General features: G+C 69.4%; 13 protein-coding genes. 11 read left to right on the forward strand and 2 right to left on the reverse strand.

The window, feature by feature from the left end; translation table 11 throughout:
• The first annotated feature begins 57 nt into the window (after window positions 1-57).
• On the forward strand, window positions 58-1,209 hold the full coding sequence (locus POF73_RS38710; RefSeq protein WP_272124027.1) for a uroporphyrinogen-III synthase: 1,152 nt from the start codon (window positions 58-60) through the stop codon (window positions 1,207-1,209).
• 83 nt (window positions 1,210-1,292) lie between these two features.
• Here POF73_RS38710 and POF73_RS38715 read toward each other — a convergent pair whose 3' ends face one another.
• Window positions 1,293-1,823 carry an anthrone oxygenase family protein gene (locus POF73_RS38715; RefSeq protein WP_272124028.1) on the reverse strand — a complete coding sequence of 177 codons (531 nt, stop codon included), beginning with the start codon at window positions 1,821-1,823 and terminating at the stop codon, window positions 1,293-1,295.
• 288 nt (window positions 1,824-2,111) lie between these two features.
• Here POF73_RS38715 and POF73_RS38720 point away from each other — a divergent pair, with 288 nt between their 5' ends.
• The 6 genes from POF73_RS38720 to POF73_RS38745 all read left to right on the forward strand — a co-directional run bounded on the left by POF73_RS38720 (window position 2,112) and on the right by POF73_RS38745 (window position 9,281).
• The gene (locus tag POF73_RS38720; RefSeq protein WP_272124029.1) at window positions 2,112-2,708 is read left to right on the forward strand and encodes a CGNR zinc finger domain-containing protein; all 597 of its coding nucleotides are present in this window, start codon (window positions 2,112-2,114) and stop codon (window positions 2,706-2,708) included.
• A gap of 319 nt (window positions 2,709-3,027) precedes the next feature.
• The gene (locus POF73_RS38725; RefSeq protein WP_010039908.1) at window positions 3,028-3,549 is read left to right on the forward strand and encodes a sigma-70 family RNA polymerase sigma factor; all 522 of its coding nucleotides are present in this window, start codon (window positions 3,028-3,030) and stop codon (window positions 3,547-3,549) included.
• Complete coding sequence (locus tag POF73_RS38730; RefSeq protein WP_272124031.1) at window positions 3,549-4,382, forward strand: zf-HC2 domain-containing protein; 834 nt, start codon at window positions 3,549-3,551, stop codon at window positions 4,380-4,382. Before POF73_RS38725 ends, POF73_RS38730 begins: the two co-directional genes overlap by 1 nt.
• Before the next feature lie 69 nt (window positions 4,383-4,451).
• Window positions 4,452-6,857, forward strand: coding sequence for a HelD family protein (locus POF73_RS38735; RefSeq protein ID WP_272124032.1), 2,406 nt, complete (start codon window positions 4,452-4,454; stop codon window positions 6,855-6,857).
• Between the two features lie 329 nt (window positions 6,858-7,186).
• Window positions 7,187-8,608, forward strand: a complete 1,422-nt coding sequence (locus tag POF73_RS38740; RefSeq protein WP_272124033.1) for an NAD-dependent malic enzyme — start codon at window positions 7,187-7,189, stop codon at window positions 8,606-8,608.
• 391 nt (window positions 8,609-8,999) lie between these two features.
• Entirely contained in the window at window positions 9,000-9,281 is a 282-nt protein-coding gene (locus POF73_RS38745; protein ID WP_004000874.1) for an HU family DNA-binding protein, read from the forward strand.
• A 304-nt stretch (window positions 9,282-9,585) separates the two neighbouring features.
• Here the strand turns inward: POF73_RS38745 and murA are convergent, their stop codons facing one another.
• Window positions 9,586-10,932 (reverse strand): UDP-N-acetylglucosamine 1-carboxyvinyltransferase, encoded by a 1,347-nt coding sequence (murA, locus tag POF73_RS38750; protein WP_272124034.1) that lies wholly within the window; start codon window positions 10,930-10,932, stop codon window positions 9,586-9,588.
• A gap of 308 nt (window positions 10,933-11,240) precedes the next feature.
• On the opposite strand from murA, the gene POF73_RS38755 reads away from it, so the two are divergent.
• From POF73_RS38755 to POF73_RS38770, 4 genes are all read left to right on the forward strand, one after another.
• Window positions 11,241-11,813, forward strand: coding sequence for a YqgE/AlgH family protein (locus POF73_RS38755; protein WP_272124035.1), 573 nt, complete (start codon window positions 11,241-11,243; stop codon window positions 11,811-11,813).
• Window positions 11,814-11,842: 29 nt separating this feature from the next.
• A complete protein-coding gene (locus POF73_RS38760; RefSeq protein ID WP_031478284.1) occupies window positions 11,843-12,130 on the forward strand; it encodes a DUF3039 domain-containing protein in 288 nt (95 codons plus the stop codon).
• Window positions 12,131-12,315: 185 nt separating this feature from the next.
• Window positions 12,316-13,608: an extracellular solute-binding protein gene (locus tag POF73_RS38765; RefSeq protein WP_272124036.1), complete on the forward strand. Its 1,293-nt coding sequence runs from the start codon at window positions 12,316-12,318 to the stop codon at window positions 13,606-13,608.
• Window positions 13,605-14,576 (forward strand): carbohydrate ABC transporter permease, encoded by a 972-nt coding sequence (locus POF73_RS38770; protein ID WP_272124037.1) that lies wholly within the window; start codon window positions 13,605-13,607, stop codon window positions 14,574-14,576. Before POF73_RS38765 ends, POF73_RS38770 begins: the two co-directional genes overlap by 4 nt.
• The last annotated feature ends 2 nt before the right edge of the window (window positions 14,577-14,578 follow it).

The following is a 14,578-nucleotide window of genomic DNA, read 5'->3' on the forward strand; positions in this document are numbered from 1 at the left end:
CCCTCGGTGCAACCGCCTGGCGCCCAGCACCACAACTCAAGTCCGGGACGAGAGTTTATGTACGACGAACAGCAGCAACCGGAACACGGGCCGCTAGCGGGGTTCACCGTGGGCGTGACCGCCGCGCGCCGGGCCGACGAGCTCGGGGCGCTGCTCCAGCGCCGCGGCGCCGCCGTCCTGCACGCCCCTGCCCTGCGGATCGTGCAGCTCGCCGACGACAGCGAGCTGCTCGCCGCCACCAAGGAGATCATCCAGCGCACGCCCGACGTGGTGGTCGCCACGACCGCCATCGGGTTCCGGGGCTGGATCGAGGCCGCCGACGGGTGGGGGCTGGGTGAGGATCTGCTGGCGCGGCTGCGCGGGGTCGAGCTGCTCGCGCGCGGGCCGAAGGTGAAGGGCGCGGTGCGGGCCGCCGGGCTGACCGAGGACTGGTCGCCGTCCAGCGAATCCATGGCCGAGGTGCTGGACCGGCTGCTGGAGGAGGGCGTCGACGGGCGCCGTATCGCCATTCAGCTGCACGGTGAGCCGTTGCCCGGGTTCGTGGAAGCGTTGCGGGCCGGGGGAGCGGAGGTGCTCGGGGTTCCGGTGTACCGGTGGCTGCCGCCGGAGGACATCGGGCCGGTGGACCGTCTGCTGGACGCGACCGTCTCCCGGGGGCTGGACGCCGTCACCTTCACCAGTGCGCCGGCGGCGGCGTCTCTGCTGTCCCGGGCCGAGGAGCGCGGGCTGCTTCCCGAGCTGCTCTCCGCCCTTCACCACGACGTCGTTCCGGCCTGTGTCGGGCCGGTCACCGCATTGCCGTTGCAGGCGCGGGGGATCGACACGGTTCAGCCCGAGCGGTTCCGGCTCGGACCGCTGGTTCAGCTGCTGTGCCAGGAGCTTCCGGGGCGGGCCCGGTCGCTGCCGGTCGCCGGGCACCGGGTGGAGATCCGGGGGCACGCGGTGCTGGTCGACGGGGTGCTGCGCCCTGTGCCGCCCGCGGGGATGTCGTTGCTGCGGGCGTTGTCCCGGCGGCCGGGGTGGGTGGTGGCACGGGCGGATCTGCTGCGGGCCCTGCCGGGTGCCGGGCGCGATGAGCATGCGGTCGAGACCGCGATGGCTCGGCTGCGGACGGCCCTCGGTGCGCCGAAGCTGATCCAGACGGTGGTGAAGCGGGGGTATCGGCTGGCGTTGGATCCGGCGGCCGACGCGAAGTACGCGGACGCGTGAGCGAGGCACCCGGCGTTGGTGTCGCCCTCGCTGGGGGCTTGCAGCCCCCAGACCCCCGCTTTTCGGCCTGAACGGCCTCGTCCTCAAACTCCCCCAGAGGGGGTGCCCCCAGACGGGCTGGAGGAAGCGGACCGGCGCCGACCCCGGCCGTGTCCCATCAGCGCCCTCGCCAAACACCCCAACGCCACCGTCGACAAGACCCCCCGCACCCCGTTCCACACCACCCACGGCCCCTCGAACTCCTCCCGGAGCGCCCCCGCGTCACCGACGCCCGCAAGTCCGTCGTTCAGCGGGATGTTGAAGGCGACCGTCACGAGAAAGGCCAGCCCGTACGCGGCCGTCGCCGTCCACACCCAGCCCCGGTACGGCTCCCCGCGCAGCTGCCACGCGGACACCGCCGTCAGCGCCAGCGCCCCGAGGAAGCTCAGCAGGAACACCGGGTTCTGGATGACGTCGTTGATGTCGCGCACGACCTCGACGTAGACCCGGTCTTCGCTTCGCGCCAGCCCCGGCATCACCGCGCAGGCGAAGACGTAGAAGGCCCCGGCGATCAGGCCCATGGCGACCGTGGCCGCGCCCAGTACGGTTCCGGCGATCCTGTCGTCTTGTGTCATGCCCCTCAGTCAACGGACCCTGCCGCCCCCGGAACATGGCCGTCACGCGCAGCCGCATACGCGGTCGTCCAGCGCCCGTCGACCGGTACGAGGGGTTCCGGCCCCGAGAGCGGGCAGGCACTGTTAGAGGGAAACGGTTCCCCAGCCCTTCTGACGGCGGCACGGCACGCACGGCGGCCCTGCGGCACGGCATTCAGGGCACGCACACCATTCACGGTATTCACGGCACGCACAGCACCTCACCGACTTCTCCTGACCGGGGTGACCCCCCTAGGCGGTGACAGGCACATGGCACTGGGTACGGCCACGGACGCGTACGAGCTGCGGTTCGACGCCGGGCGGATCTGTCTGGATCTCCTCGCGACCACGCATCCCGAGGAACGGTTCGACTCGGCGGAGGTGCTGCGCACTTGGATCGCGCGGTCCGGACTCGTCCCGCCGGACACCCCGCTCGTCCACGCCGACGCCGCCTGGCTCGTCGGCTTTCGTGAACTGCGCGGACTCGTCGGCCAGTTGGTGCGCGGGGGTCTCAACCCCGAGCCCTGGCCGTCGTACGACATCGCGCTCGCCCGGGTGAACGACATCGCCCGTGCCGCGCCGCCCGCCCCACGTGCCGTACGCCGTGAAGACGGCACTCTCGTGCGCGAGTTGGATCACCCGCCCGAGTGCGCCGCCCTGCTCGGCGCCGTCGCGCGGGACGCCCTGGAACTGCTCACCGACCCCGTCGCGCGGGCCGGGCTGAGGGAGTGCGAGGGGGACAACTGCCCGATCGTTTATCTCGATACGTCCCGGGGGCGCAGGAGGCGCTGGTGCTCCAGTGAGGTCTGCGGGAACCGGGAAAGAGTCGCCCGGCATCGTCGCCGAGCCGCTCTCGCGCGCGCCTGACAGTCCGTTATGCGGCTTCTGTGAAACGGCTGTCGAAGTGATTTCGATTACACGTCGTTTACCTACGCCACCGTAGGGGAGCGTCGAAACGATCTTGCCGATGTGGTGGAAATGTAAAGATCGCACGGTGGGAATGTGCTGCCATGTCCCGCTCGTCACGTCACTCCGAAGAAAAACGTCACCTCGCTTTGAACACCCAACGGACCGCTTGCGTATGGGTGATCGAGCGACCGACTGGGGGAACCCCCGGACATCGGAGGTGGGCGTGCGCAAGGATTCCGTCGTGGCCAATGAACGTGGATCGAGGGCCCGACATCGCATGTCCCAGCCCTCGGAACCTGATGAGGAGCTGATGCGTGCGCTGTACAGAGAGCACGCCGGACCCCTCCTTGCGTATGTCCTTCGACTGGTCGCCGGTGATCGGCAACGAGCAGAGGACGTCGTGCAGGAGACGCTCATCCGTGCCTGGAAGAACGCCGGACAGCTCAATCGAGCGACCGGATCGGTACGCCCCTGGCTGGTGACGGTCGCCCGGCGCATCGTCATCGACGGCCACCGCAGCCGGCAGGCCCGGCCGCAGGAGGTCGATCCGTCGCCGCTGGAGGTCATCCCCGCGGAGGACGAGATCGACAAGGCGCTGTGGCTGATGACGCTGTCGGACGCACTCGACGACCTGACCCCCGCCCACCGCGAGGTGCTCGTCGAAACGTACTTCAAGGGACGTACCGTCAACGAAGCGGCCGAGACGCTGGGCATACCCAGCGGAACCGTCCGCTCCAGGGTGTTCTACGCCCTGCGGTCGATGAAGCTGGCTCTGGAGGAGCGGGGGGTGACGGCGTGATGAGTGTTTACGGGGGAAACCAGGGATTCGGGATGGGCGGTTCGGGTATGTCTGGACCCATGCAGGGACATCCGGTTCCGAGCGAGCACGAGACCGTCGGTGCCTATGCCCTCGGGATTCTCGACGACGCCGAGGCAACCGCTTTCGAGGCACATCTCGCGACCTGCGAATGGTGCGCCCAGCAACTGGACGAGCTCGCCGGGATGGAACCGATGCTGGCCGCGCTCGCGGACCTGCCCGGTTCCGGGACGCCCGCGATCGGTGAGTCCCTGTCGGCGAAGCCCAGCCCGCGGCTGGTGAACAAGCTCGTCGACGAGGTCGCCGAGCGCCGCGCCCAGAAGCGCCGGCGCAGCTTCTACATGGTCGCCGCGGCGGCCGCGCTGATCGTCGGCGGTCCGTTCGCCGCGGTGGCGGCGAGTGGCGGCGACGGCGGCGGGGGTGCCGAGGGGAACCGGGTCCTGTCAACCGCCAACCCCGCCAAGGACCTGTTCACCGGCATCGAGCGCAAGGTCTCGGGAAGCGACTCCAAGACCGGCGTCAGCGCGACCGTCGCCCTGGACGAGAAGCCCTGGGGCATCCAGACCGGCCTTGAGCTCAAGGGCGTCAAGGGTCCGCTCAAGTGCTCCCTGATCTTCGTCGGCAAGGACGGCCAGCGCGAGACGGCGGCCTCCTGGTCCGTCCCGAAGTGGGGCTACGGCATCCCGGACGCCAAGACCGAACAGGCCAGAAACCCGCTCTACGTCAGCGGCGGAGTGTCCATGGCCCCGGACGACGTCGATCATGTCGAGGTCATGGACTTCGACGGGAACAAGCTCGTCGAGGTCGACGTGTAGTCGCCGTAGCTTTTCCGGGTCCCCTTCGCGTACGGTTGACGGCTGCCCAGCACGTCAGAAGGGGGCCCGGTGGCCGCTCAGGCTCAACAGGAAACCGCGCTCGAAGACTCCCTCAGAGATCGCGAGATCAGCGTCGAACAGGAACACCTTGACCGGGTGTACCGACGGCTAGAGGAGAAGATCCACGAGGCCGAGTTCCTCATGAACGACGCGGCCAAGCGCGGCCAGGTCGGCACGCCCGGAGCGCTCGCCGAGCGGGACGCCCAGGTCTTCCGGGCGGGCGTCCACCTCAACCGGCTCAACAACGAGTTCGAGGACTTCCTCTTCGGCCGGATCGACCTGTTGCTCGGCAAGGACGGCAAGAAGGGGCCCGACGGCGCCTACACCGCCGTGGAGCCCGCCGAGGGTGCGGTCCGCGACGACAACACCGCCGACATCGCCGAGACCCTGCACATCGGCCGCATCGGCGTGCTCGACCAGGACTACGCCCCGCTGGTCATCGACTGGCGGGCCCCGGCCGCCGCGCCCTTCTACCGCTCCACCCCGGTCGATCCGGGGCGTGTCGTACGACGCCGGGTCATCCGCTCCAAGGGGCGCCGCGTGCTGGGCGTCGAGGACGACCTCATGCGCCCCGAGCTCAAGGCCTTCCTCGGCGGTCACGAACTGGCCGTCATCGGCGACGGCGCCCTCATGGCCGCCCTCGGCCAGGCCCGCGGCCACACCATGCGGGACATCGTGGCGTCCATCCAGGCCGAGCAGGACCTGGTCATCCGCGCCCCTGCCGCCTCGGTGACGTACGTCGAGGGCGGGCCCGGCACGGGCAAGACCGCCGTCGCCCTGCACCGCGCCGCCTACCTGCTCTACCAGGACCGGCGCCGCTACGCCGGTGGCATCCTGATCGTCTCGCCGACCCCGCTGCTGGTGGCGTACACCGAGGGCGTGCTCCCGTCGCTCGGCGAGGAGGGGCAGGTCGCCATCCGCGCCATCGGCTCGCTGGTCGACGGCGCCGAGGCCACCCTGTACGACTCCCCGTCCACGGCCCGCGCCAAGGGTTCGTACCGCATGCTCAAGGTGCTGCGGAAGGCGGCGCGGGGCGCGCTGGAGCTGGGGCCGGGCGGCGCGGCCGCTCCCGGCCGACGCGCCTTCGGTGACGCGAGGACGAACGGCACGGGCCAGCTCGCCTTCGGCGACGACGCGGACATCGGTGCTCCCGCGCAGCCCCCCGCCGGACCGCCCACCCGGCTGCGCGTGGTCGCCTTCGGGCGCCGCCTGGAGCTGGAGGCCGACGCGCTGGAACGCATCCGCCGCAACGCCCTCGGCGGCACGGCCCCGGTGAACCTGCTGCGCCCGCGCGCCCGCAAGCTGCTGCTCGACGCCCTCTGGGAGAAGTCCGGCGGTCCGAGCCGCCACAGCGACCCCGAGCTCGCCGCCGAACTGCGCTCCTCCTTCGACGAGGACGTGACCACGGAGGACAGCTTCATCGGCTTCCTCGACGCCTGGTGGCCGGAACTCACCCCGAAGGCGGTCCTGGCGGCCATGGCCGACGAACGGCGCCTCGGCCGCTGGGCCCGCCGGATCCTCAACCCCGGCGAGGTCCGCAAGGTGGCCCGATCCCTGAAGCGGGACGGCCTCACCGTGCACGACATCGCCATGCTGGACGAGCTCCAGGCCATCCTCGGCGTCCCGGCCCGCCCGAGGAAGAAGCGCGAGCTGGACCCGCTCGACCAGCTCACCGGGCTGGAGGAGCTGATGCCGGTGCGCGAGGAGTCGCAGCGCGAGCGCGCCGAGCGGCTGGCGGCCGAGCGCACCGAGTACGCCCACGTCATCGTCGACGAGGCCCAGGACCTCACGCCGATGCAGTGGCGGATGGTCGGGCGCCGGGGCCGCCACGCCACCTGGACGATCGTCGGTGACCCGGCCCAGTCGTCCTGGTCCGACGTGGACGAGGCGGCCGAGGCGCGCGACGAGGCCCTCGGCACCCGCCCGCGCCGCCGCTTCCAGCTCACCGTGAACTACCGCAACCCGGCCGAGATCGCCGACCTCGCGGCAAAGGTCCTGGCCCTGGCCATGCCGGGCTCGAAGGCCCCGTCGGCGGTGCGCTCCACCGGCGTACAGCCGCGTTTCACCGGCGTACGGGACTCCCTCGGGCAGACCGTGCGTGAGGAGGCCGCCCGGCTGCTGGACCAGGTCGACGGGACGGTCGGCGTGGTGGTCGCCATGCAGCGGCGCGAGGAGGCGGCCAAGTGGCTGGCCGGACTCGGCGACCGGGTGGTGGCGCTCGGCAGCCTGGAGGCCAAGGGCCTGGAGTACGACGCCACCATCGTCGTCTCCCCGGCGGAGATCGCGGACGAGTCCCCGGCCGGCCTGCGCGTGCTGTACGTCGCGCTGACCCGGGCCACCCAGCAGTTGACGGTGGTGTCGGGCGAGCGGGACGAGCCGGACGCGTCCGGAGTACCGGACCTGCTCCGGGATTGATCCAGGTGAACCACCGATCCGTGTGAACCGCCGGTACGGGAATGGCCTTACGGGATCGGTTTGTTAGCCTGGGTGTGGCACCGGCTCGATCCAAGCCCCCGGGCCCAACCTTCGTCGCTACGAGCGACCACTTGCCGCGAGGCGAGCATGGCGGGTCGGTGTCATGAACGTTGAAGGGACCCACGTCACCGTGTGACGTGGGTCTCTTTGCTTGGGAAGGCGTGGCGAACAATACGTTCGCAATCCACGACCGGCTAACTCCTACTCAGCGGTAGGTGCGACGATCGGACGGCATACCAGCCACACGGTGAAAGCAGAGGAAGTCGGCCATGGCAACGGCGCCCAGCGTCTCCTACTCGATGACGGTCCGGCTGGAGGTGCCCGCGAGCGGAACCGCGGTCTCCCAGCTCACCACGGCCGTGGAGTCCCACGGAGGCTCGGTCACCGGCCTCGACGTCACCGCCTCCGGGCACGAGAAGCTCCGGATCGACGTCACCATCGCGGCGACCTCCACCGCGCACGCCGACGAGATCGTCGAGCAGCTCCGCCACATCGAGGGCGTCACGCTGGGCAAGGTCTCGGACCGTACGTTCCTGATGCACCTCGGCGGCAAGATCGAGATGGCGTCGAAGCACCCCATCCGCAACCGTGACGACCTGTCCATGATCTACACGCCGGGCGTGGCCCGCGTCTGCATGGCCATCGCCGAGAACCCCGAGGACGCCCGCCGCCTCACCATCAAGCGCAACTCCGTTGCGGTCGTGACGGACGGCTCGGCCGTGCTGGGCCTGGGCAACATCGGCCCGAAGGCCGCGCTGCCGGTCATGGAGGGCAAGGCGGCCCTCTTCAAGCGGTTCGCCGGGATCGACGCCTGGCCGATCTGCCTCGACACCCAGGACACCGACGCGATCGTCGAGATCGTCAAGGCGATCGCCCCCGGGTTCGCCGGCATCAACCTGGAGGACATCTCCGCGCCCCGCTGCTTCGAGATCGAGGCGCGGCTGCGTGAGGCCCTCGACATCCCCGTCTTCCACGACGACCAGCACGGCACCGCGATCGTCGTCCTGGCCGCCCTCACCAACGCACTTCGCGTGGCGGGCAAGGCCATCGAGAACATCCGCGTCGTCATGTCCGGTGCCGGCGCGGCCGGTACGGCCATCCTCAAGCTGCTGATCGCCGCGGGCGTGAAGAACGCCGTCGTCGCCGACATCCACGGCGTCGTGCACGCGGGCCGCGAGGACCTGGTGAACGCCGCGGCCGACTCGCCGCTGCGCTGGATCGCCGACAACACCAACCCCGAGGGCCTGACCGGCACGCTGAAGGAGGCCGTGCGCGGCGCGGACGTCTTCATCGGCGTCTCCGCCCCGAACGTGCTCGACGGCGACGACGTGGCCGCCATGGCCGAGAACGCCATCGTGTTCGCGCTCGCGAACCCAGACCCCGAGGTCGACCCGGCAATCGCCCGTCAGACGGCGGCAGTTGTGGCCACGGGCCGCTCCGACTTCCCGAACCAGATCAACAACGTGCTGGTCTTCCCGGGCGTCTTCCGCGGCCTGCTGGACGCCCAGTCCCGCACGGTCAACACCGAGATGATGCTCGCGGCCGCGAAGGCGCTGGCGGACGTGGTGACCGAGGACGAGCTGAACCCGAACTACATCATCCCCAGTGTCTTCAACGACAAGGTCGCCGGTGCGGTGGCCGGTGCGGTGCGGGAGGCCGCGAAGGCGGTGTCCGCGACGTCGGCCGAGTAGCCGGCCGGTGACGGTGCCTCACAGCCCGGGAACGGCCCCGGAACAGCCCGGAATGGCCCGAAAAGTGTGTGTGGGCTGTGAGGATCGCCACGGCAAGCCCTTGTGACGGCGCGTCGTGGAACCTGGGGCCTCCGGCAGCCGTTTATCGTGACGGCCAAGCTCAGGCCCTCTCTTCGTGTGACTCCCAAGGGTGTTCTCACGACTCCTCCGGGCGCCGGATTGGCTTTCCCGCCGCAGGTAGGGGCAGGATGCGTCCCTGGGCGCGAGGGTCTGACCAAGGACCCGGGCCCGGGGACCCACCGAGGACCCTGGCAGCATCGACATCGCTGTGCCCGACATGCGGCTCCGCCGCGTGGCACGCCTCAAGGCAAATGAACACGGGAGTAACAACATGAACCGCAGTGAGCTGGTGGCCGCGCTGGCCGACCGCGCCGAGGTGACCCGCAAGGACGCCGACGCCGTGCTGGCCGCGTTCGCCGAGGTCGTCGGCGACATCGTCTCCAAGGGCGACGAGAAGGTCACGATCCCCGGCTTCCTGACCTTCGAGCGCACCCACCGTGCCGCTCGCACCGCCCGCAACCCGCAGACCGGCGACCCGATCCAGATCCCGGCCGGCTACAGCGTGAAGGTCTCCGCGGGCTCCAAGCTCAAGGAAGCCGCGAAGGGCAAGTAATCTTGCCGTCTGTATGCCACGGGATGGTGTACGGCTTGTAGAACGCCAATGGGGCGGCCCCCGGTTATCGGGTGCCGCCCCATCGTGGTTGCGCTCACCAATGGCCTCAAACGCCGGCCGGGCTGGGTCTACCCCAGCGCCTCGCCCGGCAGTTCGACCTTCGCGCCCAGCTCGGCGAGCTTCTCCATGCTGTGTCTGTCCGGGGGCTGTTCTGGATTTGCGGCTACCGCCGCGCGGCCCCCGGCCGGAGGGCGTGGCCCCTGGCCGGAGGGCGTGGCCCCTGGCCGGGGCCGAGAGCCTGGCGTCAGCCGAGCGCCTTGCCCGGCAGTTCGACCTTCGCGCCCAGCTCGACGAGCTTCTCCATGAAGTTCTCGTAGCCGCGGTTGATGAGATCGATGCCGTGTACCCGGGACGTGCCCTGGGCGGCGAGGGCCGCGATGAGGTACGAGAAGCCGCCGCGGAGGTCGGGGATGACGAGGTCGGCGCCCTGGAGCTTCGTGGGGCCCGAGACGACCGCGGAGTGCAGGAAGTTGCGCTGGCCGAAGCGGCAGTCGGAGCTGCCCAGGCACTCGCGGTAGAGCTGGATGTGGGCGCCCATCTGGTTCAGCGCGGAGGTGAAGCCGAGGCGGGACTCGTAGACAGTCTCGTGGATGATCGAGAGGCCCGTCGCCTGCGTCAGCGCCACCACCAGCGGCTGCTGCCAGTCGGTCTGGAAGCCCGGGTGGACGTCCGTTTCGAGCGCGATGGACTTCAACTGGCCGCCGGGGTGCCAGAAACGGATGCCCTCGTCGTCGATCTCGAAGGCACCGCCCACCTTCCGGTAGGTGTTGAGGAACGTCATCATCGAGCGCTGCTGGGCGCCACGGACGTAGATGTTGCCTTCGGTCGCCAGCGCCGCGGACGCCCAGGAGGCGGCCTCCAGACGGTCCGGCAGGGCGCGGTGGTTGTAGCCGCCCAGCTTGTCCACACCGGTGATGCGGATCGTGCGGTCGGTGTCCATCGCGATGATGGCGCCCATCTTCTGCAGGACGCAGATGAGGTCCTCGATCTCCGGCTCCACGGCCGCGTTCGAGAGGACGGTGACGCCTTCGGCGAGCACGGCCGTCAGCAGCACCTGCTCGGTCGCGCCGACGGACGGGTACGGCAGCCGGATCTTCGTGCCGCGCAGCCGCTGCGGGGCCTCCAGGTACTGCCCGTCCGCCCGCTTCTCGATCGTCGCGCCGAACTGGCGCAGCACCTCGAAGTGGAAGTCGATGGGCCGGCCGCCGATGTCGCAGCCGCCGAGGCCGGGGATGAAGGCGTGGCCGAGGCGGTGCAGCAGCGGGCCGCAGAACAGGATCGGGATACGGCTGGAACCCGCGTGGGCATCGATGTCAGCGACGTTCGCGCTCTCCACGTGCGACGGGTCCATCACCAACTCGCCGGGTTCCTCACCCGGACGGACCGTCACCCCGTGCAGCTGGAGCAGGCCGCGTACGACACGGACGTCACGAATGTCCGGCACGTTGCGCAGTCGACTTGGCTCGCCGCCCAGCAGAGCGGCGACCATCGCCTTCGGTACGAGGTTCTTCGCACCGCGGACACGGATCTCGCCCTCCAGCGGGGTTCCGCCGTGGACAAGCAGTACGTCGTCATTGCCGTTGACGGTCATGTATCTCGCGTTCCGATGAGTTGGGCAGGGGCCAGGAGGGAAAGGGTAATCGCCGCCGCCCCCCCTTCAGTAAGCCCAAGACCGGCTCAGGTACGTCATAGCTGTGTCACAACACGAACGGTTCCGCGTCGGGTACGAGCGGTGACCATGGCGTCAGTGCGCCCTGGACGCTCCTTTCCGCCCTCCCGTCTCCCACCACCACCCTCAAACGAGGCCTTACCAGGCCGCTCCTTCAATTCATGGCTGCGTTCATGCGCGAACCTGGATTGCCTCCCCAAGCGGAGGGAAGATGCGGGATCATGTCTGGCATGACCGAGGTGTCCTCGCTCACAGGGCGGCTACTCGTGGCAACGCCCGCCCTGGCGGACCCGAACTTCGACCGCGCGGTGGTGCTCCTTCTCGACCACGACGAGGAGGGCTCCCTCGGTGTCGTCCTCAACCGTCCGACCCCCGTCGACGTGGGCGACATCCTGGAGGGCTGGGCGGACCTCGCCGGCGAGCCCGGTGTCGTCTTCCAGGGCGGCCCGGTGTCCCTCGACTCGGCGCTCGGCGTCGCCGTCATCCCCGGCGACTCGACCGGCGAGAGCGCCCCGCTGGGCTGGCGCCGGGTGCATGGCGCGATCGGGCTCGTGGACCTGGAGGCCCCGCCGGAACTGCTCGCCTCGGCCGTCGGTTCCTTGAGAATCTTCGCCGGATACGCCGGCTGGGGACCCGGCCAGCTGGAGGACGAGCTGGTCGAGGGCGCCTGGTACGTCGTCGAGTCCGAGCCGGGCGACGTCTCCTCGCCGTCCCCGGAACGGCTGTGGCGCGAGGTGCTGCGCCGCCAGCGCAACGAGCTCGCGATGGTGGCCACGTATCCGGACGACCCGTCGCTCAACTGAAACATGTGAGCTTCAGTACTCTTGGCGTTATGAGCACTCTTGAGCCCGAGCGCGGGACTGGTACGGGGACCCTCGTAGAGCCGACGCCACAGGTGTCCCACGGCGACGGTGACCACGAGCGCTTCGCCCACTACGTCCAGAAGGACAAGATCATGGCGAGCGCCCTCGACGGCACCCCCGTCGTGGCGCTCTGCGGCAAGGTCTGGGTGCCTGGTCGCGACCCGAAGAAGTACCCGGTGTGTCCCATGTGCAAGGAGATCTACGAGTCCATGGGCGCGGGCGGCGACGACAAGGGCAAGGGCGGCGACAAGAAGTAGTCCTGCCTTCGGCCTGAGGTTCTTTTCGAGGCCCCCGCGGCGCGTTCCAGCGCGCCCCGGGGGCCTCGTTGTGTCACGAAGTGGTTGAGACCTCTTGTCGGCGTGTTCATGTAGTCCATAGCCTCCGTTGTGCAGAGCGAAACAGTCATTGCATATGTTGCAACGCACTCTCGGAGGGCCACTCCATGAAGCTGTCCCCACGCCTCGCCGTCCTGCTCTCGGCCCTGGTCGTCACGGCCTGCGCCCCTCAGACCTCCGACAACTCCGCCTCCGACAAGGACGAGAAGAGCGGCACCCTGCGTGTGTGGCTCTTCCAGGAGGTCGGCAACCAGCCCAAGCAGAAGGTCGTCGACTCCGTCGTCGCCGCCTTCGAGAAGGAGCACGAGGGCACGAAGGTCGAGGTCGAGTACATCCCGGTCGAGACCCGCGCCCAGCGCGTCAAGGCCGCCTTCAACGACCCGAAGTCCGCTCCCGACGTCATCGAGTACGGCAACACCGACACCGCCGGCTATGTGAAGGACGGCGGACTCCTCGACGTCACGAAGGAGTTCGGCGACTGGAGCGAGACGAAGGACACCGACCCCACGGCCGAGCAGTCCGTCACCGTGGACGGCAAGGTCTACGGCGCGCCCTTCTACGTCGGTGTCCGCGCCCTGTACTACCGCACGGACATCTTCGAGAAGCTCGGACTCGAAGTGCCGAAGAACATGGCCGAGTTGGCGACCACGGCCCGCAGGATCCGCGCCGCCGAGCCCGAGTTGTACGGGCTCGTGGTGGGCGGGGCGTACACCTACGGCGCGATGCCGTTCGTGTGGGCCAACGGCGGTGAGATCGCCACCGGCAAGGGCGGCTCGTACGCCTCGGCGATCGACAGCGCGGACGCCCAGAAGGGCATCAAGGCGTACACCTCCCTCTTCTCCGACGACAACTGTCCCGCCGCCAAGTGCGCCGGTATGGGCGGCAACGACACGGTCACCGCGTTCGCGGCCGGCAAGGCGGGCATGGCGATCGGCGGCGACTTCAGCCATGCGGCGGTGGAGGCCGGGAAGGTCAAGGGCAAGTACGCGGTGGTGCCTTTGCCGGGGGTGAAGGCCGGGTCCGTCGCGCCGGCGTTCGCCGGGGGCAACAACATCGGCGTCCTGAAGAGCACGTCGCACCGGACGCTGGCCGTGCAGCTGATGGAGCAGCTGACGTCCAAGAAGACCCAGGCCGCCATGTTCGAGTCGATGGGCTTCCTGCCGACGTTCGGGGACGTGCGGCAGCAGGCGGCGAAGGAGGAGCCGTTCGTGAAGCCGTTCGTCGAGACGCTGGCGTCGGGGACGAAGTTCGTCCCTGCCTCGCCCGCGTGGTCCGAGATCGACTCTTCCCTTGTGCTGCCGACGATGTTCCAGGAAGTCATCAGCGGTAAGAAGGATGTCGCCGGGGCTTCGGGGGATGCGGCGAAGAAGATGGATGAGGCGTTTGGGTCCGTCGGATGACGCCTAGTGGCTCGGGGGTTGTGGAACGTCGGCGGGTGCGGGTGGATCGTGGTTCCTCGCGCAGTTCCCCGCGCCCCTATGGGCGTTCCCGTGGGCGGAGTCAGAAGACGCCCTGGCTGTATCTCGCCCCTGCCCTCGTCGTTCTCGGTGGGCTGCTCGTTTATCCCGTCTATCAGCTCGGGCTGATCTCCTTCTTCCAGTACACGCAGGCCCAGGTCAGCGGCGGGGAACCGACCTCCTTCGAGGGGTTCGGGAACTACGCGGAGCTGTTCTCGGACCCGAAGTTCTGGCAGGTGCTGCTGGCGACCGTGCTGTTCGCGGCGGCATGTGTCGTGTCGACGCTCGCCGTGGGGTGTGCGCTCGCCGTGCTGCTCACGCGTGTGCGTGCCGTGCCGCGGCTGGCGTTGATGCTGGCCGCGCTGGGGGCGTGGGCGACGCCCGCCATCACCGGGTCGACGGTGTGGCTGTTCCTGTTCGATCCGGACTTCGGGCCGGTGAACCGGCTGTTCGGGCTCGGTGACCACTCCTGGACGTACGGGCGCGTCAGCGCCTTCTTCCTGGTGCTGCTCGAAGTGGTGTGGTGCTCCTTTCCCTTCGTGATGGTCACCGTGTACGCCGGAATTCGTGCCGTGCCCGCCGAGGTGCTGGAGGCCGCCGCGCTGGACGGTGCCTCGCAGTGGCGGATCTGGCGGTCGGTGCTGGCGCCGATGCTGCGGCCGATCCTGGTGGTCGTGACCATCCAGTCGGTGATCTGGGACTTCAAGGTCTTCACGCAGATCTACGTCATGACGAACGGCGGCGGCATCGCGGGGCAGAACCTCGTGCTGAACGTGTACGCCTATCAGAAGGCCTTCGCGTCCTCGCAGTACAGCCTGGGCTCGGCGATCGGTGTGGTGATGCTGCTGATCCTGCTGGCGGTGACGCTGGTGTATCTGCGGCTGCTGCGCAGGCAGGGGGAGGAGCTATGAGG

The sequence above is a fragment of the Streptomyces sp. HD genome (assembly GCF_028369295.1).
Taxonomy (GTDB): Bacteria; Actinomycetota; Actinomycetes; order Streptomycetales; family Streptomycetaceae; genus Streptomyces.